Below are 26,388 nucleotides of genomic sequence, written 5' to 3'. Positions count from 1 at the left end.
GGCGATGAGGTAGGTATGGATCGTATTTCGGTGAGTGGGGCTCGCACCCACAACCTGAAGAACATTGATGTCGAGCTGCCCCGTGACAAACTGATTGTCATTACCGGGCTCTCCGGATCAGGCAAGTCTTCTCTGGCCTTTGACACCCTGTATGCAGAAGGGCAACGGCGCTACGTTGAATCGCTGTCGACCTATGCACGCCAGTTTCTTTCCATGATGGAAAAACCCGATGTGGACCACATCGAGGGGCTGTCACCGGCCATTTCCATCGAACAGAAGTCCACATCCCACAATCCGCGCTCGACTGTCGGCACCATCACCGAAATATATGACTACCTGCGCTTGCTGTATGCCCGCGCTGGCACACCGCGATGCCCCGATCATGAGCTCGATCTTGAAGCCCAGACCGTTTCGCAGATGGTCGATCAGACGCTGGCACTTGAGGAAGGCACCCGTGTCATGTTGCTGGCCCCCATCATCAAGGGCCGAAAGGGAGAACATCAGCAGGCCCTGACCGAGCTGCGCACTCAGGGATTCGTACGGGTACAGATCGACGGTCAGACATATGAATTCGATGAACTGCCGACTCTGGACAAGAACAAGAAGCACGACATCAGTGTCGTGGTGGATCGCCTGAAGATCCGCCAGGACATCGAGCAGCGCCTAGCAGAGTCGTTTGAAACCGCGCTGGGGCTGGCCGACGGTGCTGCCGTGCTGCATTTCATGGATGGCGACCGCGAAGACATGATCTTTTCCTCGCGCTTTGCCTGTCCCATCTGTGGCTACTCGATCGCCGAACTCGAGCCGCGCATGTTCTCCTTCAACAATCCGGCGGGCGCCTGTCCGAGCTGTGACGGGCTGGGCGTGCATCAGTTTTTCGATCCTGACAAGCTTATCCGTCAGGACGAGCTTTCTCTGTCAGAAGGCGTTATCAAGGGATGGGATAGACGCAGCATTTACTATTTCAACCAGCTGGAAGCTGTTGCTGCACACTACAGTTTCGAGCTGGAGACGCCGTGGAAGCAGCTGCCACAGCGGGTGCGCGATGTGGTGCTGCATGGCAGCGGTCGTGAATCCATTTCGTTTTCCTACGTCAACGACCGCGGCAAGAAGGTCGCTCGAGAGCATGCCTTTGAGGGCGTACTGCCCAATATGGAGAGGCGCTACCGGGAAACCGATTCAAGCATGGTCCGCGATGATCTGTCGCGACACCTGGCCGTACGCCCCTGCCCGACCTGTCACGGAAGCCGATTGAGACGCGAGGCACGACACGTTTTTGTCGATGATCATTCGCTGCCCTCAGTGGTCACCAAACCGATCGGGGAAGCACGGACATTTTTTGGCGAAATGGATCTCCCCGGGCGCCGGGGCGAAATTGCCAAACGCATTCTCTATGAGATTACCAGCCGTCTCGAGTTTCTGGTCAATGTCGGCCTTGACTACCTGACGCTGGAGCGCAGTGCCGACACCCTGTCAGGCGGTGAAGCTCAGCGTATACGATTGGCCAGCCAGATTGGCGCCGGGCTGGTGGGCGTCATGTACATTCTTGATGAACCCTCCATCGGCCTTCATCAGCGCGATAACGATCGTTTGCTGCAGACACTGGTCCGGCTTCGCGATCTGGGCAATACCGTCATCGTGGTCGAGCATGACGAGGATGCCATTCGAGCCGCAGATCACGTGCTCGATATTGGCCCTGGCGCAGGTGTTCATGGCGGTCAGATTATTGCCCAGGGCACCCCTGACGAGATTGAAGCCAGTTCGGAATCGCTGACCGGACAATACCTCTCGGGCACCCGGCGCATCGAGATCCCCTCGCCACGTACGCCGATCAACCCCGAGAAGATGCTGCGCCTGACAAAGGCCAGCGGCAACAATCTCGACAATGTTGACCTTGCACTACCGCTGGGGCTTTTTGTCTGTGTGACCGGCGTGTCGGGGTCGGGGAAATCCACCCTGATCAATGCCACCCTGATGCCCGTGGCGGCCCGCGAACTCAACAAGGCCACCACGCTCACCCCCTCGCCATTCAAGGAGATTGAAGGCCTCGATCAGCTCGACAAGGTCATCGATATCGATCAAAGCCCCATCGGACGTACGCCTCGCTCCAACCCGGCCACTTACACCGGTATATTCACGCCGATTCGCGAGCTCTTTGCCGGCACGCCAGAGGCGCGATCGCGGGGCTACAAGCCGGGGCGGTTTTCCTTCAACGTCAAGGGCGGACGCTGTGAAGCATGTCAGGGCGAGGGCATGATCAAGGTAGAGATGCACTTCCTGCCTGATATCTATGTGCCCTGTGACGTCTGTGGCGGCCGGCGCTACAACCGTGAAACACTGGACGTCCTCTACAAGGGGCACAGCATTCACGATGTTCTGGAGATGACGATCGAAGAAGCCGTCGAGTTTTTCTCGCCGGTGCCTGCCATTGCCCGCCGCTTGCAGACCCTGATGGACGTCGGCCTTTCCTATATCAAGCTGGGGCAAAGCGCGATCACGCTTTCCGGCGGTGAGGCACAGCGGGTCAAACTGGCACGTGAGCTGGCCAAGCGGGATACCGGCAAGACACTTTATATCCTTGATGAGCCCACCACAGGCCTTCACTTCGAAGACATCCGGCAACTGCTGGGGGTTCTGCATCGCCTTCGCGATCAAGGCAATTCGGTGGTGGTCATCGAGCACAATCTGGATGTCATCAAGACGGCAGACTGGATTATCGATCTGGGGCCCGAAGGCGGCTCCGGCGGTGGACGTATCATTGCCGAAGGTACACCTGAGGAGGTCAGCGAGCAGACCATCTCGCACACAGGACGCTTTTTGAAGCCGCTGCTGGAAAGAGGCTACTAGCTGTCAATCAGGACCGCAAAAAAGCCGGAAGTCATGGCGCTTCCGGCCTTTTTATGCTGCCGTCACGGCACTGATACAGGCTGGATCAACCTCCGGCAGCGCTTCAAGGGCAGGCCGTGCGTAATAATAGCCCTGATGGCGCATGATTCCCTGCTGGTACAGCCAGCGCGCCTCTTCGAGGGTTTCAACGCCTTCTGCCACCAGTCCGATATTGAGGGCTTTGGCCATTGAAGCGACATAACGCACCAGATTCTGGCGCCGAACATCCTGTCCAATCCCACTGATCAGGACGCGATCCAGCTTCAGGTGATGGGGTGTGAGGACAGTCAAAAGATCAAGATTGGCGTGCCCCGTACCAAAGTCGTCCAGCGCCACGGTAAAGCCCATCTCGTGGTATTCCTCAACGATATGGCACAGATGCTCTCGATCAGTCACATGCTCGTTTTCGGTAATTTCAAAGATAAGATTATTCAGTGACCACCCTACTCGCTCGGCGACTTTCAACGTGGCACGAATACAGGCCCGAGGCTCATAGACGGCATTGGGCAAAAAATTGATGGAGAGTTTTGAGGTCATGCCGAGCTGACTGGCCATTTCGATAGCGCGCACTCGACAAGCCTGGTCGAAGGCATAAAGATCTTTTGGCGTTACCTGTGAAAGCACTGACCATGCAGACTCGCCGTTGACACCCCGCACCAGCGCTTCATGAGCGAAAACACTGCTGGTCGATAAATCGACGATAGGCTGAAACGCCATGGTAAAAGAGAAAGGCAGGTCACTTTGACAGTTTTTGCACTCTCCATTGACGAAATGACATCCCACGACAGGTACTCAAGAGGCTGATTGGACTTTCAGTATGGATCATGTTCGCCTTGCTAAAAGACAAAAAAAGCCGACCCTGGGGTCGGCTTTTCTGACGATAGCAAAAAGTGCGGTTATTCTTCGTCGCTGGCTTCTGCTGCTACCGGGCGATCAACCAGCTCAACATACGCCATGGGCGCATTGTCGCCAGCTCTGAAGCCACACTTGAGTACGCGAACATAACCACCCGGACGGGCGTTGTAACGCGGACCCAGCTCGTTAAAGAGTTTGCCAACCGTATCCTTGGAGCGGGTACGGCTGAACGCCAGGCGGCGATTGGCCACACTGTCATTTTTAGACAGGGTGATCAGCGGCTCGATATAACGACGCAGCTCCTTGGCCTTGGGCAGCGTGGTTTTGATCATTTCATGCTCGACCAGCGAGATGCACATGTTCTGGAACATGGCATTACGATGCGAGCTGTTACGGCTTAGATGACGACCGGTTTTACGATGACGCATGGATAAGATTCCTTACCAATCTGGGGCGCGAGTCACCCGTTCAGGCAGAGGCCTTGTCATCCTTCAGACTCGCCGGCGGCCAGTTGTCCAACCGCATGCCGAGTGAAAGATTACGGGCCTCGAGAACGTCCTTGATTTCGTTCAACGACTTCTTGCCGAGATTGGGTGTTTTAAGAAGCTCTACTTCGGTGCGCTGAATCAGGTCACCGATATAGTAGATATTCTCGGCCTTGAGGCAGTTGGCACTTCGGACAGTCAATTCGAGATCATCAACAGGGCGCAGCAGAATCGGATCAATCTGATCTTCCTCTTCCTCCACTTCCTGCTCTTTCTCGGCTTCAAGATCAACGAAGGCAGCCAACTGCTCCTGCAAAATGGTCGCAGAGCGGCGGATGGCTTCTTCGGGATCCAGCGTGCCATCGGTTTCCAAATCAATGACCAGCTTGTCAAGGTCGGTACGTTGTTCAACACGTGCCGCTTCGACTGCATAGGAAACGCGGCGAACCGGCGTATACGTGGCATCAAGCTGAAGTCGACCGATCGCGCGCGACTCATCATCACGTTCGGCACGGACGTCTGCAGGCTCGTAACCACGGCCACGCATGACGCGCAACTGCATTTTTAGTTCACAGCCATCATTGAGATGGGCAATGACGTGATCCGGATTGACGATCTCGATGTCATGATCAGCGGCAATATCGCCGGCGGTCATGATGCCCGGGCCCTGCTTGTTCAGCGTTAATACAACGTCATCGCGGCCATGCATCTTGATGGACACGCCCTTCAGATTCAGGAGGATCTCGATGACATCTTCCTGAACACCTTCGATTGCGCTGTACTCGTGCAGAACGCCTTCGATTTCTGCTTCTGTAATCGCACACCCGGGCATGGATGACAGCAGAATACGACGCAGAGCGTTCCCGAGAGTATGACCAAAGCCGCGCTCGAAAGGCTCGAGCACGATCTTTGCATGATTCGCGCTGACTTCTTCAACCTTGATATCACGAGGTCTTAGAAACTCTGTCACTGAACGCTGCATATGAACACCTATCAGGCTGCCAAACGGTTAATCCAAAAAAGCTCAATGCTTATTTGGAGTACAGCTCGACAATCAGGTTTTCGTTGATGTCGGCAGACAGGTCGCCGCGCTCAGGCAGAGCCTTGAAAGTGCCTTCCATCTTCTTCGAGTCAACGTCGACCCAGCTTATATCGCCGCGATTGCCAGCAAGCTCGAGGGACTGCTGAATACGCGACTGATTTTTGGCCTTTTCACGAACGCTGACCACATCACCGGGGCGAACCTTGTAGGATGCCACGTTGACGGTACGACCGTTAACAGCGATGGCCTTATGGCTGACCAGCTGGCGAGATTCGCTGCGGGTCGAGCCAAAGCCCATGCGGTAAACGACGTTGTCGAGGCGGGTCTCAAGGAGCTGAAGCAGAACCTCACCAGTGGCTCCCTTCTGACGCGCGGCTTCCTTGTAATAATTGCGGAATTGCTTTTCCAGTACGCCGTAGTAACGACGGACCTTCTGCTTTTCACGCAGCTGCGAGCCGTATTCGGAAAGACGCTGACGGCGCTGACCGTGTTGACCCGGGGGAGTCTCTGACTTGCACTTCTTCTCGAACGCTGTAACACCGCTCTTCAAAAAGAGATCGGTGCCTTCGCGACGAGAGAGCTTGCACTTCGGACCAGTATAACGTGCCATGAGTGTGTCTCCTTAAACGCGACGCTTTTTCGGCGGGCGGCACCCGTTATGCGGGATGGGTGTCGCGTCAACAATGCTTTGCACGCGAAAACCGGCGGCATTCAATGCACGCACGGCGGACTCACGGCCGGGCCCCGGGCCCTTGACCAGTACGTCGACGTTTTTCACACCATACTCGGCTGCAGCAGTTGCTGCACGTTCACTTGCCACTTGGGCAGCGAACGGGGTGCTCTTGCGAGAACCACGAAAACCCGAACCACCGGCAGTGGCCCATGAAAGAGCGTTGCCCTGGCGGTCTGTGATCGTCACGATCGTATTGTTAAAAGAGGCATGGATGTGGGCAACCGCATCCACCACCTGCTTTTTAACCTTTTTACGGTTACTGCGCGGGTTAGCCATGTTTGATGTTCCTGAATTCTAAACGCCGGACATGCGTTTATTTGCGAATCGGTTTACGCGGTCCCTTACGGGTACGCGCATTCGTCTTCGTGCGCTGCCCGCGCATCGGAAGACTGCGACGATGGCGCAGACCACGGTAGCAACCCAGATCCATGAGACGCTTGATATTCAGCGTAATCTCACGGCGAAGGTCACCTTCCACGGCATATTGGCCAACTGCAGTACGCACTTCGTCGAGTTTCTCGGCGGAGATATCTCCAACCTTGACGTTAGGTGCAATACCCACCTGCGCACAGATTTCCATAGCGCGGGTGCGACCAATACCGTAGATGTAGGTCAGCGAGATCGCCGCATGCTTGTTGTCCGGGATATTGACGCCTGCAATACGGGCCATCAGCTTTCTCCGAATTTGAGCGGCTTGCTCGGTTAATCGTCTGTAAAAGGCGCAATAGCATACCGCCCCTGATAACTCATGGCAAGGGGTATACATCACAACCTGTCTCATTGGCGGTGAAGCAAAGGCTTCCCACCCTTACCGCTATCACAATAAAACTGTATGACGGCGTGATCAGACCCTGCGGCCTGAATGGCGAATGGCAGGCTCGGCCGGCAGCCTGCCATCACCGAGGCATGTCAGCGCATTGCGCCGCCACTGCCATACCCCTTGAGGTTTGACTTCTTCATCACGGACTCATACTGACTGGACATCAAATGAGACTGAACCTGCGCCATGAAATCCATGACGACCACAACCACGATCAGCAGCGAGGTGCCACCGAAGTAGAAAGGTACCTGCCATGCCACCATGAGAAACTGGGGCATCAAGGAGACCAGCGTAATGTAGAGAGCGCCAAACAACGTAAGACGCGTCATGACCTTGTCGATATAACGCGATGTCTGCTCGCCAGGACGAATACCTGGCAGAAATGCTCCTGACTTCTTCAAGTTGTCAGCTACATCCTTCGGGTTAAAAACCAGGGCAGTGTAGAAGAAACAGAAGAAAACAACGGCAGTGGCAAACAGCAGAATATACAACGGTTGGCCCGGCCCCAGCGCCTGGGAAATGGTTGACAGCCATCCCATGTTCTCACCCTGACCAAACCACTGACCCAGCGATGCCGGGAAAAGCAGAATACTCGAGGCAAAAATGGGCGGGATAACGCCAGCCATATTGACCTTCATTGGCAGATAGCTGCTCTGGCCGGCATACATCTTGTTGCCGACCTGTCGACGCGGGTAATTCACCGTGATACGGCGCTGACCACGCTCAATGAAGACCACAAAGGCGATCGTTGCAATACCCAGTACGCCAAGCGCCAGCAATGGCAGTACGTTCCAGGCACCATCGTTGCGTGCCAGTTCGAATGACTGCCCAAGCGCACCGGGCAAACCGGCAACAATACCGGAAAAGATGATCAGCGAGATACCATTGCCGATTCCCTTTTCGGTAATCTGCTCACCCAGCCACATCAGGAATACGGCACCTGCCACGAAAGTGGTTACGGCCGTAAAATAGAAGCTGAAATCGGCACTGTAAGCGACCCCGTTACTGACAAGCCCTACTGACATGCCGATCGCCTGGATCAGTGCCAGTAACACCGTGCCGTAGCGAGTGTACTGGCTGATCTTTCGACGGCCGGCCTCGCCTTCCTTCTTCAGCTGTTCAAGCTGCGGCGAAACCACGGTCAGAAGCTGCATGATTATCGATGCAGAAATATAGGGCATAATGCCCAGTGCAAAGATGCTCATGCGCTCCAGAGCACCACCCGAGAACATATTGAACATGCTCAGAATGGTGCCCTGGTTTTCTCTGAACAAGGCAGCGAGCTGGTCAGGATTGATACCGGGGACTGGAATGTGAGCACCAATACGGTACACCACGATTGCGATAAAAACGAATCGTAAGCGAGCCCATAGCTCGCCCAGACCGCTTTGCATGTTAGCCGGTACTTTTCCTGACTTTGCCATTTAGTCCTCTACCTTGCCACCGGCGGCTTCAATGGCAGCCCGTGCACCCTTGGTGACTTTCAGACCACGTACGGTAATGGCGCGATCGAGATTGCCGGACAGCACAACCTTTGCAAAACGCGTAGCATTTTTCAGTACGTTGGCCTTTTTCAGGCTGGCCAGATCCGCCACATCGCCTTCAACATTGGCCAGCTCGTTAAGACGAACTTCTTCACTGACCAGTGACTTGGCAGACGTGAAGCCAAACTTGGGCAGACGACGCTGAAGCGGCATCTGACCACCTTCAAAGCCCGGCTTGATGGAACCGCCGCTGCGAGAAGTCTGGCCCTTGTGACCGCGACCAGCGGTCTTGCCCAGGCCGGAACCGATACCGCGACCAACACGCTTTTCAGCGTGCTTGGCACCCGGCGCCGGGCTCAGGCTATTCAGTTTCATGGTCATTACTGAGCTCCTTCAACGCGAACGAGGTAGTTGACCTTGTTGATCATGCCACGAACGGCTGGGGTGTCTTCGAGCTCAACCGTGTGGTTGATACGACGAAGACCCAGCCCGCGCATGGTGGCCTTGTGCTTTTCAAGTACGCCGATCGTGCTGCGTACCTGAGTAACCCTGATTGTGGCTGACATGGCGCTTACCCCGTAATCGCTTCAACGGACAGGCCACGCTTTGCCGCAACGTCCTCGGGAGAACGCATGGAAGCGAGGCCCTTGACGGTTGCGCGCACGACGTTGACCGGATTGGTCGAGCCATAGCACTTGGCCAGGACGTCATGTACACCAGCCAGTTCCAGCACCGAACGCATCGCACCACCCGCGATGATGCCGGTACCTTCGGAGGCAGGCTGCATGAAGACCTTGGAAGCGCCATGGTTGGCACGTACCGGATACTGCAGCGTGTTACCGCGCAGCTCGACCTTGATCATATTGCGATGCGCCTGATCCATCGCCTTTTGAATCGCGACCGGCACTTCACGCGCCTTGCCACGACCAAAGCCGATGCGACCATTGCCATCGCCTACGACGGTCAGAGCGGTAAAACCGAAAATACGGCCGCCCTTGACCACTTTGGCAACACGGTTGATCTGAACAAGTTTTTCCTGCAGATCGCCGCTGCCCCTCTGTTCATTATTCGCCATCGTAGAACCCTTTAGAATTGCAGGCCGCCTTCGCGCGCGGCATCAGCGAGGGCCTTGACCCGACCATGGTACCTGAACCCGGAACGGTCAAAGGCAACTTGAGTAATTCCCGCTTCCTTTGCACGCTCGGCCAGCAGTGTACCAACGCGAGCAGCAGCATCAGCATTGCCGGTCGCATCTTCACGCAGCGACTTGTCGAGCGTGGAGGCGCTGACCAGTACCTGGCCACCGTCTGCGGAAATAATCTGAGCGTACATGTGACGCGGCGTGCGATTGACACTCAGACGATTGATACCAAGTTCGCGGATCTTGGCGCGCGTGCGGCGGGCACGACGGAGACGAGCTTCTTTCTTCGCGTTCATAACCCTGCCCTATTTCTTCTTGGCTTCTTTACGAAGGATGCGTTCATCGCTGTAACGAACACCCTTGCCCTTATAGGGCTCCGGCGGACGGAACGCACGAATCTCGGCAGCCACCTGACCAAGACGCTGCTTATCAGCGCTCTTGAGAACGATTGTGGTGTTCCTGGGCGTTTCAACAACCACGCCTTCAGGCACCTTGTAATCGATCGGGTGAGAGAAACCAAGTGTCAGGTTGAGTGTCTGACCGTTGGCCTGAGCACGATAACCCACGCCTGTAATTTCCAGCGAACGGGTAAAGCCTTCAGTAACACCAACGACCATGTTATTGACCAGAGCGCGGGTTGTCCCGGCCATGGCCCAATTCTTGGCTGAAGCGCTGGGTTCGAACGTCAGCTGATCTTCCTGCTGACCAATCACAACATCGTTGTGAACGTTCATTTCCAGCTGCCCCTGACCGCCCCGGACGGTCAGCCTGCCTTCTTCGAGCGTAACTTCCACACCGCTCGGCAGCTTAACCGGGTATTTTGCAATCCTGGACATCATAGACTCCTAGAATACGGTGCAGATGACTTCACCGCCGACGCCTGCCTGGCGCGCCGCACGATCGGTCATGACACCTCTGGAAGTGGACACGATGGCCACCCCCAGACCGTCTGCTACGCGCGGCAGTTCATCCTTGCCCTTGTAGCTGCGAAGGGAAGGTTTCGAAACACGCTGAATGTGCTCAATAACCGGCTTGCCTTCGAAGTACTTGAGGGTAATCGTCAGGTCAATCTTGACGTCGCCTTCAACGGAGAAGTCGGCAATGTAACCTTCTTCCTTCAAAACACGCGCGACTTCGACCTTGATCTTGGAAGACGGCATGGTCACCGTCTCCTTGGTCGCCATCTGCGCATTACGGATACGAGTCAGCATATCCGCGAGTGTATCCTGCATGCTCATCGATAACGCTCCTGATGCGATTACCAGCTGGACTTGGTCAGGCCCGGCACGTCGCCGCGCATGGCCGCTTCGCGCAGTTTATTGCGCCCAAGTCCGAACTTGTTGTAATAGCCGTGCGGACGGCCGGTAATGCGGCAGCGATTGCGCTGACGCACCGGGCTCGAATCGCGCGGCAGTTTCTGCAGCTGCAGCTGCGCATCGAAGCGCTCTTCGTCCGAGCTGTTGACGTTATTGATGATCGCCTTGAGCTCAGCACGACGGGCTGCATACTTGTCTACCAGCTCGGCGCGCTTGCGCTCGCGCTCAACCATGCTTTTCTTTGCCATGATTACACCTTTATTTCCGGAAGGGGAAGTTCAGTGCACTCAGGAGTGCACGAGCTTCTTCGTCGGTGCCGGCAGACGTCGTGATGGTGATATCCAGCCCGCGAACACGGTCAACCTTGTCGTATTCGATTTCGGGAAAGATGATCTGTTCACGCACACCCATCGAGTAGTTCCCGCGGCCATCAAATGACTTCGCATTGAGGCCACGGAAATCACGAATACGCGGAATCGCGATATTGACAAGCCGGTCAAGAAAATCCCACATGCGCTCGCTGCGCAGGGTTACCTTGGTGCCGATCGGCCAGCCTTCACGTACCTTGAAGCCCGCAACTGACTTGCGCGCCAGAGTTACGATAGGCTTCTGTCCGGAAAGCTTTTCCAGATCAGCCACGGCATTGTCGATCAGCTTTTTATCGCTGGTCGCATCACCAACGCCCATATTCAGAGTCACCTTGGTGATCCGGGGCACCTGCATTACGTTGGCGTAGCCAAACTGCTCAGTGAGCTTGGCCATCACCTCGTCTTTATACTGCTCTTTCAAGTTCGCCATGTTGCCACCCGAATCGCGTTAGGCGTCGATCTGCTTTTGCGTCGACCTGAAGATACGGATCTTGGTACCGTCGTCATTCATCTGAAAGCCGACCCGATCCGCCCTGCCGGTCTCCGTATTGAAGATGGCAACGTTAGAACCGTGGATCGGAGCCTCACGCTCAACGATACCCCCTTGATTGCCGGCCATCGGGTTGGGCTTGGTGTGACGCTTGATCATGTTCACACCTGAAACCACGTAGCGCCCGTCCTGCAGAACCCGCTTGACGGTGCCGCGCTTGCCCTTGTCCTTGCCGGCGATGACGACGACTTCATCATCACGTTTGATCTTGCGCATAATTCCGCCTCGCTCCTTACAGCACTTCGGGCGCCAGGGAGATAATCCGCATGAACTTCTCGGTACGAAGTTCGCGGGTTACCGGCCCGAAAATACGAGTGCCTACCGGCTGCTCGTTGGCGTTGTTCAATAAAACCGCCGCATTGCCATCGAAGCGGATAAGAGAACCATCCGGACGGCGAATTCCGCTGCGTGTGCGTACTACAACGGCCTTGAGCACCTGACCCTTTTTGACACGGCCACGCGGAATCGCTTCCTTGACCGTCACCTTGATGATGTCACCAACACGGGCGTAACGGCGGTGAGAACCACCCAGGACCTTGATGCACTGGACCCTGCGCGCTCCGCTGTTGTCGGCGACATCCAGCATTGTTTGCGTTTGAATCATCGGTTTTCTCCAAACCTGAACTGATGCACGGGTTTAGGCTGCTGCCTTACCCTCTGGCCTGCTCGACGACTTCAACCAGAGTCCATGCCTTTTTCTTTGAAAGCGGCCGACACTCTTCGATGGAAACCAGATCGCCGATATGGGCCTGATTGGTTTCGTCGTGCGCATGCAGTTTGGTGGAGCGCTTCATGTACTTTCCGTAGATCGGATGGCGCTCACGACGCTCGATCATGACAACGATCGATTTTTCCATCCGATCACTCACCACACGTCCGGTGAGCCTGCGTGCTTTGTTTGCCTGTTCTTCGGCCATTTCAGTCCACCTTCTCGTTGAGCACAGTCTTCACGCGCGCGATGTCGCGGCGAACCTGTTTGAGCAGATGGTTCTGGCTCAACTGACCGGTAGCCTTCTGCATCCGCAGGTTGAATTGCTCGCGCAGCAGTTCGAACAGCTGCTCATTGAGCGCTTCGGTCGACTTGTCACGAAGTTCCTGAGCTTTCATTACATTACCGTCCGTTTCACAAAGGTAGTGGCAACGGGCATCTTCTGAGCCGCGAGAGTGAACGCTTCGCGTGCCATCTCTTCCGATACGCCTTCAATCTCGTAGAGAACCTTACCGGGCTGAATCTGAGCGACCCAGTATTCGACAGAGCCCTTGCCCTTACCCATACGGACTTCGAGCGGCTTTTCGGAAATCGGCTTATCCGGGAAGACACGGATCCAGATCTTTCCGCCACGTTTAACATGACGCGTGATAGCACGACGGCCGGCTTCAATCTGACGAGCAGTGATACGACCACGGCCGGTCGCCTTGAGGCCGTACTCACCGAAGCTCACGCTACTACCGCGATGCGCCAGACCGCGGTTGCGGCCCTTTTGCTGCTTGCGGAATTTGGTACGCTTGGGCTGTAACATCGACTATCCCCTTACTTGGAACCTTTCTTCTTGCCGGGAGCGCCAGTCTGCGAATTATTCTGCTTCGCACGGACTTCTTCGATCCCACCAAGAATTTCGCCCTTGAAGATCCACACCTTGACACCGATGACACCGTAAGTGGTGTGCGCCTCGTAAACCGAGTAATCGATATCGGCACGCAGGGTGTGAAGGGGAACACGGCCTTCGCGATACCATTCCGTACGCGCGATTTCTGCACCACCAAGACGGCCGGAAAGCTGAATCCGGATACCCTTGGCGCCCAGACGCATGGCGTTTTGTACCGCCCGCTTCATGGCACGTCGGAACATGACGCGACGTTCAAGCTGACCTGCGACGTTCTGCGCTACCAGCGCAGCATCAAGCTCAGGCTTGCGAACCTCCTCAATGTTGACATGCACAGGCACGCCCATGAGGTTGGTCAGATCGCGACGGAGGCGCTCGACATCTTCACCCTTCTTGCCAATCACGATACCCGGACGGGCAGTATGAATGGTAATACGGGCATTGTTTGCCGGACGCTCGATATGGATCCTGCTGACAGACGCGCTTTTCAGGCGCTCAAACAGGAAACTGCGAACTTTGAGATCGTTATTCAGCTTGTCGGCATAAGCACCGCGCTCGGCGTACCACACGGAAGTGTGATCCTTGACGATCCCGAGGCGAATACCGACTGGATTGACTTTTTGACCCATCTGGTCGACTCCTACTTCTCGGCTACCTTGACGGTGATATGGCAGGTACGCTTCATGATGCGATCCGCACGGCCCTTGGCACGCGGCAGGATACGCTTGAGCGTCATGCCCTCATCGACACAGATGGTCGAGACGCGAAGCTCGTCGATGTCCATGCCGTTATTTTCTTCCGCGTTGGCGATAGCGGATTGCAGTACCTTTCTCACCAGCACAGCCGCCTTTTTGGGCGAAAATGCCAGGATATTCAGTGCTTCTGCGACCGGCTTGCCCCGCACCTGATCTGCCACCAAGCGTGCTTTCTGGGCGGACAGGCGAGCGCCGCGCAATTTAGCAGCTACTTCTTCCATTGTGGTCCTCTCCCTTACCGCTTGGCTTTCTTGTCAGCCGCGTGACCGCGATAGGTGCGGGTGGCAGCAAATTCGCCCAGCTTGTGGCCCACCATCTCTTCAGAGACGTGAACCGGTACATGCTGGCGACCGTTATGGACAGCAATGGTGAGTCCTACCATATTGGGCAGGATCATCGAGCGACGCGACCAGGTCTTGATCGGTTTGCGGTCGCTCTTTTCCACAGCCGCCTCAACCTTCTTCAAAAGATGAAGGTCAATGAAGGGACCTTTCTTAAGTGAACGTGGCACAGCCGTTACCCCTTAAATACTGATGTTTGGCCTTGCGGCACCGTTTATCTGGCTTTGCGACGACGCACGATAAGCTTGTCGGTACGCTTGTTCTTGCGCGTCTTGTGACCCTTGGTCGGAATACCCCATGGGGTTACCGGATGACGGCCACCACTGGTACGACCTTCACCACCACCATGCGGGTGATCAACCGGGTTCATCGCGACGCCGCGAACAGTCGGACGTACGCCTCTCCAACGCTTGGCACCGGCCTTGCCGAGCTGCCCAAGGCTATGCTCGGAATTACCGACTTCGCCCAGCGTGGCGCGGCATTCAGCCAGGATTCGGCGCATTTCACCGCTACGCAAACGCACAGTGGCGTAGTTGCCCTCACGTGCAACCAGCTGAGCACTGGTACCAGCGCTGCGTACGAGCTGCGCGCCCTTGCCGGGCTTGAGCTCGATGCAATGAATGGTCGAACCAACCGGAACATTGCGCAGGGGCAGAGCGTTACCCTGACGAATCGGTGCGTTAACACCCGACTCCAGGCGATCGCCTTCTGCAACACCGCGGGGGGCAATGATGTAACGACGTTCACCGTCCACATACTTGAGCAGTGCAATGTGTGCGCTGCGATTCGGATCGTATTCAAGACGCTCGACGATGGCCGGAATGCCATCCTTGTTGCGCTTGAAATCTACCAGACGATAGTGTTGGCGATTGCCACCACCGACGTGACGGGTAGTGATACGACCGTTGTTGTTACGACCGCCCGAACGTGACTGTGCTTCGGTCAGCGCCGCATGCGGCCGCCCCTTGTACAGTCCTTCAGTGACGACCTTCACCTTATGGCGACGGCCGGCGGACGTGGGTTTTGTCTTGACTACTGCCATGATCCGTTCTCCTGCCTCACTCGGCGCCGGTGAAGTCTTCGAGCGTTTCGCCCGCAGCCAGGGTGACGTAGGCCTTGCGATAACCGCTGCGATGACCTTCACCACGAGCGTTACGCTTGACCTTGCCTTTCATGTTCAGGACCTGGACGCTGTCGACCTTCTTTTCAAAAAGCGCTTCAACAGCCTTCTTGATTTCGGGCTTGGTAGCATCACTGGCGACCTTGAAGACGTACTGGTTACGCTCTGCAGCGTAGGCAGCCTTCTCGGTCATGTGCGGGCCAAGCAGCACCTGGAATACGCGTTCCTGATTCATGCCAGCTTCTCCTCGAACTTGCGGAGGGCGGGTACGGTCATCAGCACCTTGTCATAGGCAATCAGGCTGACAGGATCCGCGCTCGACGCTTCGATCACATCCACATTGGGAATGTTGCGAGCGGCCAGATAGAGATTCTGATCCAGCTCGTCAGTCACGATCAGCACCTTTTCCAGACCGAGGTCGGAAAGACGACCAACCAGCTGCTTGGTCTTGGGGCTGTCTACGGTAAAGGCATCAACAGCGACCAGACGTTCCTGACGCACGAGTTCCGAAAGAATGGAACGCATGGCAGCGCGGTACATCTTGCGATTGACCTTCTGAGAGTGATCCTGCGGACGTGCCGCAAAGGTCACACCACCGGTACGCCAGATCGGCGAGCGGATGGAACCGGCACGAGCACGACCGGTACCCTTCTGACGCCACGGCTTCTTGCCGCCGCCGCTGACTTCAGAACGGTTCTTCTGTGCACGGGTACCCTGACGCGCGCCTGCCAGATAGGCAGTCACGACCTGGTGAACCAGCGCCTCGTTGAATTCCTTGCCAAAGGTCTCGTCGGAAATCTCGACGGCTCCGGCTCCTGCACCTGCAAGATTGAGATTCATCGTTACCTACCCCTCAGCGAGCTTTGACAGCGGTGCGCACGATCACATCGCTACCGGCAGCACCAGGTACGGCGCCCTTGACCAGCAACAGATTGCGTTCGGCGTCAACACGGACGATTTCAAGGCTCTGAACGGTGACACGCTCGTTACCCATCTGACCGGCCATCTTTTTGCCCTTGAAGACGCGACCCGGCGTCTGGCACTGACCGATGGAACCCGGCGCACGATGCGACAGAGAGTTACCGTGGGTGTTGTCCTGCGTGCGGAAGTTCCAGCGCTTGACTGCGCCCTGGAAGCCCTTGCCCTTGGACGTACCGGTAACGTCGATGAGCTGGCCTGCTTCGAAGAGGGATACGGTGAGCTCGCTTCCGGACTGCGGATCTTCTTCGCCTTCGGAAAGACGAAATTCCGCGAGGAAACGACCGGCCTCGACACCTGCGCTGGCATATTGCCCGGCAATTGCCTTGGTGAGGTGCTTGGCCTTGCGCGAGCCTGCAGTAACCTGTACGGCACGATAACCATCAGACTCAAGAGTCTTGATGCGCGTGACGCGGTTAGGCTCGACTTCAATTACGGTTACCGGCACGGATGCGCCATCTTCGGTAAAGATACGGGTCATACCGCTCTTTTTACCGACTAAACCGATAGACATGTTCAGTCTCCTTTAGTGTACGGGGCTATCACCCGCTATGGCTGCCCTTTCCAGAGCATTCCACTAGCACATTGTGTGACGCCATCCCGGCGTGAGCGGCGGGGCCAGTGCCCGAAAATGCCGCATGAGTGACTAGTGTTGGGTTAATCAACCTTGATCTGTACGTCTACACCCGCTGCCAGATCAAGCTTCATCAGTGCATCAACCGTTTTCTCGGTCGGCTCAACGATATCCAGCACACGCTTGTGAGTACGAATCTCATACTGATCACGCGCGTCCTTGTTGACGTGCGGAGAGATCAGAATGGTATAACGCTCACGTCTGGTCGGCAGCGGAATCGGACCGCGTACCTGTGCACCAGTGCGCTTGGCAGTATCCACAATTTCCTGTGCAGACTGATCGATAAGACGATGATCAAAGGCTTTCAAGCGAATGCGAATCTTCTGGTTCTGCATTACCCGGGACTCCAGGGAAATTCAAGACGATGTCTGACGCCGATGGGCGCCTGACCGCCTACGCACGCCTCAAAAGGATGCGCATTATAGGCAGGCACTCGCTCAGAGTCAAACATGCATATGACAAAGGGGCCTCCCGACGGAGGCCCCTTTAGATTTAGAGCAACTAAATCACTCGACGATCTTGGCAACAACACCAGCGCCAACGGTACGACCGCCTTCGCGAATGGCGAAACGCAGGCCGTCTTCCATGGCGATCGGAGCGATCAGGGTGATAACCATCTTGACGTTGTCGCCCGGCATAACCATTTCTACGCCTTCCGGCAGCTCACAGGTACCAGTTACGTCAGTGGTACGGAAGTAGAACTGCGGACGATAGCCCTTGAAGAATGGCGTGTGACGACCACCCTCTTCCTTGGACAGGATGTAGACTTCGGACTCGAACTTGGTGTGCGGCTTGATGCTGCCCGGCTTGGCCAGAACCTGACCACGCTCGACGTCATCACGCTTGGTACCACGCAGCAGGGCACCAACGTTCTCACCGGCACGACCTTCGTCGAGCAGCTTGCGGAACATCTCGACACCGGTAACGGTAGTCTTGACGGTGTCCTTGAGACCGATGATTTCGACTTCTTCACCAGTACGGACGATACCGCGCTCGACACGACCGGTCACAACAGTGCCACGACCGGAGATGGAGAAAACGTCTTCGATCGGCATCAGGAACGGCTGATCGATGGCACGCTCCGGCTCTGGAATGTACTCATCCATGGCGCGAACGAGGTTGGCAACGGCGGTGGTACCCATGCCATTGTCGTCCTTGCCGTCCAGAGCCATCAGAGCAGAGCCGATGATGATCGGCGTGTCATCACCCGGGAAGTCGTACTCGGACAGAAGTTCACGAACTTCCATTTCTACCAGCTCGAGCAGTTCTTCGTCATCGACCATGTCTGCCTTGTTCAGGAAGACAACGATGAACGGAACACCAACCTGACGAGACAGCAGAATGTGCTCGCGAGTCTGCGGCATCGGGCCGTCGGCGGCAGAACAGACCAGGATAGCGCCGTCCATCTGGGCAGCACCGGTGATCATGTTCTTGACGTAGTCAGCGTGTCCCGGGCAGTCAACATGTGCGTAGTGGCGCATTTCAGACTGGTACTCAACGTGTGCTGTCGAGATCGTGATACCACGCTCACGCTCTTCAGGAGCGTTGTCGATGGTGTCGAATGCACGCCAGTCACCGCCAAATACTTCGGCAGAAACACGTGTCAGGGCCGCAGTCAGCGTAGTCTTGCCATGGTCAACGTGACCGATGGTACCTACGTTTACGTGCGGTTTGGAACGTTCAAATTTTTCCTTGGCCACTGCTATAACCTCTTTGTCAGCTAACAGTTATCATTTCTGGTTAATGACGGCTTCGACGATGCTGGACGGTGCCTCATCGTACTTCGCAAACTCCATGGAGTAGCTTGCGCGGCCCTGGGTCTGAGAACGCAGATCGGTTGCATAACCGAACATCTCACCCAGCGGCACCATGGCACGGATAACCTTACCGGAAATAGTGTCATCCATACCCTGAACAAGACCGCGCCGACGGTTAAGATCGCCCATGACATCACCCATGAAGTCTTCGGGTGTTACCACTTCAACGCTCATCACCGGCTCGAGCAGAACTGCTCCGGCCTTGCGTGCGCCCTCCTTGATTGCCATCGACGAGGCAACCTTGAAGGCATTCTCATTGGAGTCGACGTCGTGATAGGAACCGTCATACAGCGCAACCTTGACGTTAATCATCGGATAACCGGCGATGACACCGTTCTGCAGCTGCTCAAAGGCACCCTTCTCGACTGCCGGCACATATTCCTTGGGTACTACACCACCGACGATCTCGGAATTGAACTTGAAGGTCATTTCCGGATCATCACCGCGATCCTCATCCGTCAGCGGCTCGATGCGCAGGTAGACATGACCGAACTGGCCACGACCACCGGACTGACGAACAAACTTGCCTTCCTGCTCGACGCTCTTCTTGATCGTCTCGCGATAGGCAACCTGCGGCTTGCCGATATTGGCTTCGACCTTGAACTCGCGACGCATGCGGTCGACAAGAATGTCGAGGTGAAGCTCGCCCATACCGGAGATGATGGTCTGTCCGGTTTCCTCGTCAGTCTTGACGCGGAAAGAGGGATCTTCCTGAGCCAGCTTGCCCAGAGCGATACCCATCTTCTCCTGGTCAGCCTTGGATTTCGGTTCAACGGCCACCGAAATAACCGGCTCGGGGAATTCCATTCGCTCAAGAACGATCTTGGAGTTCGGGTCACAAAGGGTATCACCGGTAGTGACATCCTTGAGACCGACACAGGCAGCGATATCGCCTGCGTAAACTTCCTTGATCTCCTGGCGGCTGTTGGCGTGCATCTGAACGATACGTCCAACGCGCTCCTTCTTGTCCTTCACCGAGTTATAGACCTGGTCGCCGGAGTTAAGCACGCCAGAGTATACGCGGATAAAGGTCAGCGTTCCGACAAACGGGTCGGTCGCGATCTTGAAGGCCAGTGAAGAGAAGGGGGCGCTGTCATCGGCTTCACGGGTTTCAATGGTCCCCGCAGCGTCATCCAGCTCACCTTCGATGGCCTTGACCTCGGTCGGCGACGGCAGGTACTCGATAACCGCATCCAGCATGGCCTGTACGCCCTTGTTCTTAAACGCCGAGCCACAGGTTACCAGTACGATTTCGTTGTCCAGCGTACGACGACGCAGGCCAGCCTTGATTTCTTCGATGGAAAGCTCACCGCCTTCGAGATACTTTTCCATCAATTCTTCAGAGGCTTCGGCGGCAGACTCGACCATATGCTCGTGCCATTCCTGAGCCGTTTCCTGCAGCTCAGCGGGAATGTCGACGAGGTCATAGGTCATGCCCTTGTCTTCTTCATTCCAGAGAATGGCCTTCATTTGAAGAAGGTCGATGACGCCCTTGAATTCATCTTCCGCACCCCAGTTGATCTGGATCGGTACGGCATTGGCGCCCAGACGCTTGCGCATCTGCTCGACAACCATGAAGAAGTCTGCACCGGCACGGTCCATCTTGTTGACGAACACCATGCGGGGAACTTCATAACGGTTGGCCTGGCGCCAGACGGTTTCGGTCTGCGGCTGAACACCGGAGCTGCCACACAGCACGACGATCGCGCCATCAAGAACACGCAGGGAGCGTTCAACTTCAATGGTGAAGTCAACGTGCCCGGGCGTATCGATGATGTTGATGCGGTGTTCATCGAACTGCTGATTCATGCCGCTCCAGAAACAGGTGGTTGCAGCAGAAGTGATGGTAATACCACGCTCCTGCTCCTGCTCCATCCAGTCCATGACAGCGGCGCCTTCGTGCACCTCACCGATCTTGTGAGAAAGACCCGTGTAGAAAAGCACACGTTCGGTTGTCGTTGTCTTGCCAGCATCAACGTGGGCGCAGATACCGATATTGCGGTAGCGCTTAAGAGGAGTCTTGCGTGCCACGATAGCGTATCCTGTAGTTGGAAGCGCCTTCGCCTGAAGGCGCTTCTATTAGAAGCGGTAGTGAGAGAAGGCCTTGTTGGCTTCTGCCATACGATGGACGTCCTCACGCTTCTTGACAGCAGCACCCTTGCCTTCAGCCGCGTCCAGCATTTCGCCGGCCAGCCTCTGCACCATGGTCTTCTCACCACGATTACGTGCCGCGTCCACCAGCCAGCGCATGGCCAGCGCCTGACGACGGGAAGGACGCACTTCAACGGGCACCTGATAGGTAGCGCCGCCAACACGACGTGATTTAACTTCGACCATGGGCTGGATGGCTTCCAGTGCCTTGTCGAAAATGTCCAGCGGCTCATCATTGGAGCGTTCGGCAACCCGATCCAGCGCACCATATACGATGCGCTCGGCGACGGATTTCTTGCCGCTGACCATCAGATGGTTCATGAACTTGGCCAGGCGCTCGCTTCCGAACTTGGGATCCGGCAGGATGTCGCGCTTCGCCGCAATACGTCTTCTAGGCATGATAAGCCCTCAGTCAAAAGAGTCTTTCAGGTAAACCCGGGACTAAACACCTCAGGGTGCGCTGCCCGGCCTTACTCTTATCAGACCGTGTAAATTGAGTAGATACCGATCAGGATTTCGGCTTCTTGGTGCCGTACTTCGAGCGTGACTGCTTACGGTTTTGAACACCCGAGGTATCCAGCGCACCACGAACAGTGTGATAGCGCACACCCGGAAGGTCCTTTACTCGACCGCCGCGGATCAGAACCACGGAGTGCTCCTGAAGATTGTGGCCTTCACCGCCGATGTACGAAGCGACTTCGTAACCGTTGGTCAAACGAACACGACAGACCTTACGAAGCGCCGAGTTCGGCTTCTTGGGCGTTGTTGTATAAACGCGCGTACAAACGCCACGGCGCTGCGGGCATGCCTGCAGTGCAGGCACGTCGCTTTTGGCCTGTGGGCGCTTGCGGGGCTTGCGCACCAGCTGATTAATCGTTGCCATAAAAGGCTCGCTCCAATGATGATGATACAAAACAGCAGAGACAGGACGCACCTGCCCCTACTGTTAAAGGCTGCGAATTCTAAGGGTTTGCCCGCAAGGGCGTCAAGCCCTGCGCCATATCTGACGCAGGACCTGTCTACCTTTAGAGATCGTCGTCAGCATCCAGCGCAGTCAGATGCTCACCCAGCTGCTGCTCGACATCGAAGGCCGAAGGATGGGGGGCACGTGCGGCCCCCTCCTTCCTGCGACGACGCTCGGCATGATGGGTAAGCCCTGTGCCTGCCGGAATAAGACGACCAACTACCACGTTCTCCTTCAAACCACGCAGATAGTCGCGCTTGCCGGTGACGGCTGCTTCGGTCAGTACACGCGTGGTCTCCTGGAAGGACGCTGCCGAAATAAAGGATTCGGTTGCCAGCGATGCCTTGGTAATGCCCAGCAGCACACGGTCGTATTTGGCAGGAAACTTCTCCTGCTCCTGCAGCCGGGCATTTTCTGCCAGTACACGCACCAGTTCGACCTGGTCACCTGGAATCAGCGTACTGTCTCCAGCATCGATAATCTCTACCTTGCGCAACATCTGACGCACGATGACTTCGATATGCTTGTCATTGATGCCAACGCCCTGCAGGCGATAAACGTCCTGAATTTCCGCCGTGATGTACTTGGCCAGCTCACTCACACCCAGCAGACGCAGAATGTCATGCGGATTGCTGGGGCCATCGGAAATGACCTCACCACGCTCAACGGTTTCGCCTTCGAAGACACCGATCTGACGCCACTTGGGAATCAGCATTTCGATCGGATCGCCATCGGCAGGTGTAATCATTAGACGACGCTTGCCCTTGGTTTCCTTGCCGAAGGTAATGGTGCCCGTGGCTTCAGCCAGAACCGAGGCTTCCTTGGGCTTGCGCGCTTCAAACAAGTCGGCAACGCGCGGCAAGCCACCAGTGATGTCCTTGTTGCCGGACGCTTCTACCGGGATACGAGCAACCACCTCACCGATGCCGATCGCAGAACCATCGTCAACGGAAACAATCGCATTGCCGGGCAGCATGTACTGTACCGGTGTATTGGACCCCGGCAGTGATACTGCCTCACCATGCTCGTTTTGCAGCATGATCATCGGGCGCTTGTCGCGGCCGGACGTCGGACGGTTACCGGACTCGATCACCTCAATGGATGAAAGCCCCGTCATTTCATCAACACTTCTATTGATGGTGACGTTTTCTTCCATGTCAGTGAACTGAATGCGACCCTGCACTTCCGAAACGATCGGATGTGTGTGCGGATCCCACTTGGCAACCACCTGGCCGGGCTCAACCTGGGCACCGTCCTTGATGGACAGTTCGGCGCCATAGGGCAGCTTGTAGTACTCACGCTCGCGGCCATGCTCATCGGCAACGGCCAGCGCACTGGAGCGCGAGACAACGACCAGCTTGCCGTCGCTGCGCTCAACATGCTTCATGTTGTGCAGTCGAACGCTGCCACCATGCTTGACCTGGACACTGTCCACGGCTGAAGCACGCGAGGCCGCACCACCGATGTGGAAGGTACGCATGGTCAGCTGAGTACCCGGCTCACCGATCGACTGTGCCGCAATGACGCCCACCGATTCGCCCACGTTGACCACATGGCCACGGGCCAGATCGCGCCCGTAGCAGGAAGAGCAGACACCATGTGCCGTTTCACAGGTGATGGTCGAGCGCACCACAATTTCATCGACACCCATGGTATCGAGGCGATTGCACCATGCCTCGTCCAACAGCGTGTTGCGCGGAATCAGTACTTCCTGCGTCTGCGGGTCCACGACATCGCGGGCCACGACACGACCCAGAACACGCTCGGCCAGCGAGACGATGATATCGCCACCCTCGATGACCGGATGCAGCGTCAGACCCTCTTCCGTGCCGCAATCGACCGCGGTGACGACCACATCCTGAGCCACATCGACCAGACGACGCGTCAGATAACCGGAGTTGGCCGTCTTTAGGGCCGTATCCGCCAGACCCTTACGAGCACCGTGCGTCGAGATGAAGTACTGCAGTACGTTCAGACCTTCACGGAAGTTGGCCGTGATCGGCGTTTCGATGATCGAGCCATCCGGCTTGGCCATCAGACCGCGCATGCCGGCCAGCTGGCGAATCTGGGCCGCACTACCACGAGCACCGGAATCCGCCATGATAAAGACGCTGTTGAACGAATCCTGCTCGACCTCGTTGCCTTCGCGGTCGGTCACCGTCTCCTTGGAAATACCGGTCATCATGGCACGGGCGACCTTGTCGTTCGCCTTGGACCAGATATCGATGACCTTGTTGTACTTCTCGCCTGCCGTGACAAGACCCGAGGAGAACTGATCCTCGATTTCCTTCACTTCGTCCTCGGCCGCTTCGATGATCTCCTTCTTGGAGTCGGGAATCACGAAGTCGTTAACACCGATGGAGGCGCCCGACCAGGTCGCCAGACGGAAACCGGTGTACATCAGCTGGTCGGCAAAGATGACGGTTTCCTTCAGACCCACCAGACGGTAGCCGGCGTTGATCAGCTGGGAAATCGCCTTTTTCTTCATGGACTTATCGACCATTTCGAACGGCATGCCACGCGGCACGATGCGATACAAAAGCGCACGCCCCACGGTGGTATCCTTGACCGAGACCTGCTCGACCAGCTCACCGCTCTCTTCATCACGCGCCCATTCGCTCAGACGAACACGAATGCGAGCATGAAGATCCACGTTCTGGGTACCGAAGGCGCGCTCAACCTCATTGAGGTCAGAGAAGGCCATGCCTTCGCCCTTGGCACCGATGCGCTCGCGGGTCATGTAGTACAGACCCAGTACCACGTCCTGCGACGGGACGATGATGGGATCACCGTTGGCCGGCGATAGCACGTTGTTGGTCGACATCATCAGTGCACGCGCTTCGAGCTGGGCCTCCAGCGTCAGTGGCACGTGCACGGCCATCTGGTCGCCGTCAAAGTCGGCGTTATAGGCCGCACAAACGAGCGGATGCAGCTGAATGGCCTTGCCTTCGATCAGCATCGGCTCGAACGCCTGGATGCCCAGACGGTGCAGCGTCGGCGCGCGGTTCAACAGTACCGGATGTTCACGGATAACGTCGGCGAGAATGTCCCACACCTCGGGCATTTCACGCTCTACCAGCTTCTTGGCCGCCTTGATGGTCGAGGCCTGGCCACTGCCCTGCAGCTTCGAATAGATGAAGGGCTTGAACAGCTCAAGCGCCATCTTCTTGGGCAGACCGCACTGATGCAGACGCAGGGTGGGGCCTACGGTGATAACCGAACGACCGGAATAGTCAACACGCTTGCCCAGCAGGTTCTGACGGAAACGTCCCTGCTTGCCCTTGATCATGTCAGCCAGTGACTTCAGCGGACGCTTGTTCGAGCCGGTGATGGCACGACCGCGACGACCGTTGTCCAGCAGGGCATCGACCGATTCCTGCAGCATGCGTTTTTCATTGCGGACGATAATATCCGGCGCAGACAGGTCCAGCAGACGCTTGAGACGATTGTTACGGTTGATCACACGACGATAGAGGTCGTTGAGATCAGACGTTGCAAAGCGGCCACCGTCCAGCGGCACCAGCGGACGCAGATCCGGCGGCAGTACCGGCAGCACTTCCATGACCATCCAGCCTGGATGGTTGCCGGAACGATAGAAGGCTTCCAGCAGCTTGAGGCGCTTGGACAGCTTCTTGATCTTGGTATCCGAGTTGGTCTGCGGAATTTCCTCACGCAGACGATCGATCTCTTCGCCCAGATCGATATCGGACAGCAGCGCCTGTACGGCCTCGGCGCCCATGCGGGCATCGAAATCGTCGCCAAACTCTTCAAGCGCTTCGAAATACTGCTCATCGTTGAGCAGCTGACCGCGCTCAAGCGTCGTCATGCCGGGATCGATGACCACGAAGGACTCGAAATAGAGCACGCGCTCGATATCACGCAGGGTCATGTCCAGCAGCATGCCGATACGCGACGGCAGCGACTTCAGAAACCAGATGTGCGCGACGGGAGACGCCAGTTCGATATGGCCCATCCGCTCGCGACGCACGGACGCCTTAGTCACTTCGACGCCGCACTTTTCACAGATGATGCCACGGTGCTTCATGCGCTTGTACTTGCCGCACAGGCACTCGTAATCCTTGACCGGACCAAAAATCTTGGCACAGAACAGGCCGTCACGTTCTGGCTTGAACGTCCGGTAGTTAATGGTCTCGGGCTTTTTGACCTCGCCAAACGACCAGCTGCGGATCATGTCCGGAGAAGCAAGCGAAATCCGAATGGCATCAAACTCTTCAGACTGCGCCTGCGATTTAAGAACTTTGACCAGATCTTTCATGGGGTCGGCTCCGTTGCGGAGTTGTCATGAGCGGGGCCCGATCAATCAGGGCCCCGCGGACCTTCATA

General features: G+C 56.4%; 34 protein-coding genes. 1 reads left to right on the top strand and 33 read right to left on the bottom strand.

Annotated features, from left to right (window positions below; all coding sequences use genetic code 11):
• Positions 1-15: 15 nt before the first annotated feature.
• On the top strand, positions 16-2,847 hold the full coding sequence (uvrA, locus tag Q0931_RS00280; protein ID WP_299256093.1) for an excinuclease ABC subunit UvrA: 2,832 nt from the start codon (positions 16-18) through the stop codon (positions 2,845-2,847).
• A gap of 51 nt (positions 2,848-2,898) precedes the next feature.
• Here uvrA and Q0931_RS00275 read toward each other — a convergent pair whose 3' ends face one another.
• The 33 genes from Q0931_RS00275 to rpoC form a co-directional block, all read right to left on the bottom strand.
• On the bottom strand, positions 2,899-3,603 hold the full coding sequence (locus Q0931_RS00275; protein WP_299256091.1) for an EAL domain-containing protein: 705 nt from the start codon (positions 3,601-3,603) through the stop codon (positions 2,899-2,901).
• 179 nt (positions 3,604-3,782) lie between these two features.
• Entirely contained in the window at positions 3,783-4,169 is a 387-nt protein-coding gene (gene rplQ, locus Q0931_RS00270; RefSeq protein WP_299256089.1) for a 50S ribosomal protein L17, read from the bottom strand.
• 40 nt (positions 4,170-4,209) lie between these two features.
• Entirely contained in the window at positions 4,210-5,208 is a 999-nt protein-coding gene (gene rpoA / locus Q0931_RS00265; RefSeq protein WP_115854544.1) for a DNA-directed RNA polymerase subunit alpha, read from the bottom strand.
• Positions 5,209-5,257: 49 nt separating this feature from the next.
• Positions 5,258-5,878 (bottom strand): 30S ribosomal protein S4, encoded by a 621-nt coding sequence (gene rpsD, locus Q0931_RS00260; protein WP_299256086.1) that lies wholly within the window; start codon positions 5,876-5,878, stop codon positions 5,258-5,260.
• Positions 5,879-5,890: 12 nt separating this feature from the next.
• On the bottom strand, positions 5,891-6,277 hold the full coding sequence (gene rpsK / locus Q0931_RS00255) for a 30S ribosomal protein S11 (protein WP_009099028.1): 387 nt from the start codon (positions 6,275-6,277) through the stop codon (positions 5,891-5,893).
• A 37-nt stretch (positions 6,278-6,314) separates the two neighbouring features.
• Positions 6,315-6,671 (bottom strand): 30S ribosomal protein S13, encoded by a 357-nt coding sequence (gene rpsM / locus Q0931_RS00250; protein ID WP_108842866.1) that lies wholly within the window; start codon positions 6,669-6,671, stop codon positions 6,315-6,317.
• A 239-nt stretch (positions 6,672-6,910) separates the two neighbouring features.
• Positions 6,911-8,245: a preprotein translocase subunit SecY gene (secY, locus tag Q0931_RS00245; protein WP_299256078.1), complete on the bottom strand. Its 1,335-nt coding sequence runs from the start codon at positions 8,243-8,245 to the stop codon at positions 6,911-6,913.
• Positions 8,246-8,680, bottom strand: a complete 435-nt coding sequence (gene rplO / locus Q0931_RS00240) for a 50S ribosomal protein L15 (RefSeq protein WP_086623262.1) — start codon at positions 8,678-8,680, stop codon at positions 8,246-8,248.
• Positions 8,681-8,685: 5 nt separating this feature from the next.
• Positions 8,686-8,871 carry a 50S ribosomal protein L30 gene (gene rpmD / locus Q0931_RS00235; protein ID WP_086620778.1) on the bottom strand — a complete coding sequence of 62 codons (186 nt, stop codon included), beginning with the start codon at positions 8,869-8,871 and terminating at the stop codon, positions 8,686-8,688.
• Between the two features lie 5 nt (positions 8,872-8,876).
• A complete protein-coding gene (rpsE, locus tag Q0931_RS00230) occupies positions 8,877-9,380 on the bottom strand; it encodes a 30S ribosomal protein S5 (RefSeq protein WP_299256075.1) in 504 nt (167 codons plus the stop codon).
• 11 nt (positions 9,381-9,391) lie between these two features.
• Entirely contained in the window at positions 9,392-9,742 is a 351-nt protein-coding gene (gene rplR / locus Q0931_RS00225) for a 50S ribosomal protein L18 (protein WP_299256073.1), read from the bottom strand.
• A 9-nt stretch (positions 9,743-9,751) separates the two neighbouring features.
• Positions 9,752-10,282, bottom strand: coding sequence for a 50S ribosomal protein L6 (gene rplF, locus Q0931_RS00220; protein WP_299256071.1), 531 nt, complete (start codon positions 10,280-10,282; stop codon positions 9,752-9,754).
• Between the two features lie 9 nt (positions 10,283-10,291).
• Positions 10,292-10,684 (bottom strand): 30S ribosomal protein S8, encoded by a 393-nt coding sequence (gene rpsH / locus Q0931_RS00215; RefSeq protein WP_299256069.1) that lies wholly within the window; start codon positions 10,682-10,684, stop codon positions 10,292-10,294.
• Positions 10,685-10,704: 20 nt separating this feature from the next.
• Entirely contained in the window at positions 10,705-11,010 is a 306-nt protein-coding gene (gene rpsN, locus Q0931_RS00210) for a 30S ribosomal protein S14 (protein WP_299256067.1), read from the bottom strand.
• A 10-nt stretch (positions 11,011-11,020) separates the two neighbouring features.
• Positions 11,021-11,560 (bottom strand): 50S ribosomal protein L5, encoded by a 540-nt coding sequence (rplE, locus tag Q0931_RS00205; protein WP_086620784.1) that lies wholly within the window; start codon positions 11,558-11,560, stop codon positions 11,021-11,023.
• An 18-nt stretch (positions 11,561-11,578) separates the two neighbouring features.
• Complete coding sequence (gene rplX / locus Q0931_RS00200) at positions 11,579-11,896, bottom strand: 50S ribosomal protein L24 (RefSeq protein ID WP_086620785.1); 318 nt, start codon at positions 11,894-11,896, stop codon at positions 11,579-11,581.
• Positions 11,897-11,912: 16 nt separating this feature from the next.
• Positions 11,913-12,284: a 50S ribosomal protein L14 gene (gene rplN, locus Q0931_RS00195; RefSeq protein ID WP_086620786.1), complete on the bottom strand. Its 372-nt coding sequence runs from the start codon at positions 12,282-12,284 to the stop codon at positions 11,913-11,915.
• Positions 12,285-12,330: 46 nt separating this feature from the next.
• A complete protein-coding gene (gene rpsQ / locus Q0931_RS00190) occupies positions 12,331-12,597 on the bottom strand; it encodes a 30S ribosomal protein S17 (RefSeq protein WP_115854533.1) in 267 nt (88 codons plus the stop codon).
• Between the two features lies 1 nt (position 12,598).
• Positions 12,599-12,787 (bottom strand): 50S ribosomal protein L29, encoded by a 189-nt coding sequence (gene rpmC / locus Q0931_RS00185; protein WP_086620788.1) that lies wholly within the window; start codon positions 12,785-12,787, stop codon positions 12,599-12,601.
• Positions 12,787-13,200 (bottom strand): 50S ribosomal protein L16, encoded by a 414-nt coding sequence (gene rplP, locus Q0931_RS00180; protein WP_108842858.1) that lies wholly within the window; start codon positions 13,198-13,200, stop codon positions 12,787-12,789. Before rplP ends, rpmC begins: the two co-directional genes overlap by 1 nt.
• A gap of 11 nt (positions 13,201-13,211) precedes the next feature.
• Complete coding sequence (rpsC, locus tag Q0931_RS00175; RefSeq protein WP_108842857.1) at positions 13,212-13,913, bottom strand: 30S ribosomal protein S3; 702 nt, start codon at positions 13,911-13,913, stop codon at positions 13,212-13,214.
• A gap of 11 nt (positions 13,914-13,924) precedes the next feature.
• On the bottom strand, positions 13,925-14,260 hold the full coding sequence (gene rplV, locus Q0931_RS00170) for a 50S ribosomal protein L22 (RefSeq protein WP_086620791.1): 336 nt from the start codon (positions 14,258-14,260) through the stop codon (positions 13,925-13,927).
• Between the two features lie 14 nt (positions 14,261-14,274).
• A complete protein-coding gene (gene rpsS, locus Q0931_RS00165) occupies positions 14,275-14,550 on the bottom strand; it encodes a 30S ribosomal protein S19 (RefSeq protein ID WP_008959165.1) in 276 nt (91 codons plus the stop codon).
• A 44-nt stretch (positions 14,551-14,594) separates the two neighbouring features.
• Positions 14,595-15,422, bottom strand: a complete 828-nt coding sequence (gene rplB / locus Q0931_RS00160; RefSeq protein ID WP_189518011.1) for a 50S ribosomal protein L2 — start codon at positions 15,420-15,422, stop codon at positions 14,595-14,597.
• Positions 15,423-15,438: 16 nt separating this feature from the next.
• Positions 15,439-15,735, bottom strand: coding sequence for a 50S ribosomal protein L23 (gene rplW, locus Q0931_RS00155; protein WP_086620792.1), 297 nt, complete (start codon positions 15,733-15,735; stop codon positions 15,439-15,441).
• Positions 15,732-16,340, bottom strand: coding sequence for a 50S ribosomal protein L4 (rplD, locus tag Q0931_RS00150; RefSeq protein WP_299256053.1), 609 nt, complete (start codon positions 16,338-16,340; stop codon positions 15,732-15,734). The genes rplW and rplD overlap by 4 nt, the downstream gene beginning before the upstream one ends.
• Positions 16,341-16,353: 13 nt before the next feature.
• Positions 16,354-16,992: a 50S ribosomal protein L3 gene (rplC, locus tag Q0931_RS00145; protein WP_299256051.1), complete on the bottom strand. Its 639-nt coding sequence runs from the start codon at positions 16,990-16,992 to the stop codon at positions 16,354-16,356.
• A 143-nt stretch (positions 16,993-17,135) separates the two neighbouring features.
• Complete coding sequence (gene rpsJ / locus Q0931_RS00140; protein ID WP_019951460.1) at positions 17,136-17,447, bottom strand: 30S ribosomal protein S10; 312 nt, start codon at positions 17,445-17,447, stop codon at positions 17,136-17,138.
• A 171-nt stretch (positions 17,448-17,618) separates the two neighbouring features.
• Positions 17,619-18,812 (bottom strand): elongation factor Tu, encoded by a 1,194-nt coding sequence (gene tuf / locus Q0931_RS00135; RefSeq protein WP_299256047.1) that lies wholly within the window; start codon positions 18,810-18,812, stop codon positions 17,619-17,621.
• A gap of 30 nt (positions 18,813-18,842) precedes the next feature.
• Positions 18,843-20,960, bottom strand: coding sequence for an elongation factor G (gene fusA, locus Q0931_RS00130; protein ID WP_299256045.1), 2,118 nt, complete (start codon positions 20,958-20,960; stop codon positions 18,843-18,845).
• A gap of 48 nt (positions 20,961-21,008) precedes the next feature.
• Positions 21,009-21,479, bottom strand: coding sequence for a 30S ribosomal protein S7 (rpsG, locus tag Q0931_RS00125; protein ID WP_299256043.1), 471 nt, complete (start codon positions 21,477-21,479; stop codon positions 21,009-21,011).
• A 109-nt stretch (positions 21,480-21,588) separates the two neighbouring features.
• Positions 21,589-21,963, bottom strand: a complete 375-nt coding sequence (gene rpsL / locus Q0931_RS00120; protein ID WP_086620798.1) for a 30S ribosomal protein S12 — start codon at positions 21,961-21,963, stop codon at positions 21,589-21,591.
• A 142-nt stretch (positions 21,964-22,105) separates the two neighbouring features.
• Positions 22,106-26,320 carry a DNA-directed RNA polymerase subunit beta' gene (gene rpoC / locus Q0931_RS00115; protein ID WP_299256037.1) on the bottom strand — a complete coding sequence of 1,405 codons (4,215 nt, stop codon included), beginning with the start codon at positions 26,318-26,320 and terminating at the stop codon, positions 22,106-22,108.
• Positions 26,321-26,388 lie beyond the last annotated feature (68 nt).

It is taken from the genome of uncultured Kushneria sp. (assembly GCF_947497025.1).
In the GTDB taxonomy this organism is placed as follows: Bacteria; Pseudomonadota; Gammaproteobacteria; order Pseudomonadales; family Halomonadaceae; genus Kushneria.
Note: the sequence above shows the minus strand (reverse complement) of the source record. Positions and strands in the feature narration are given on the sequence as shown.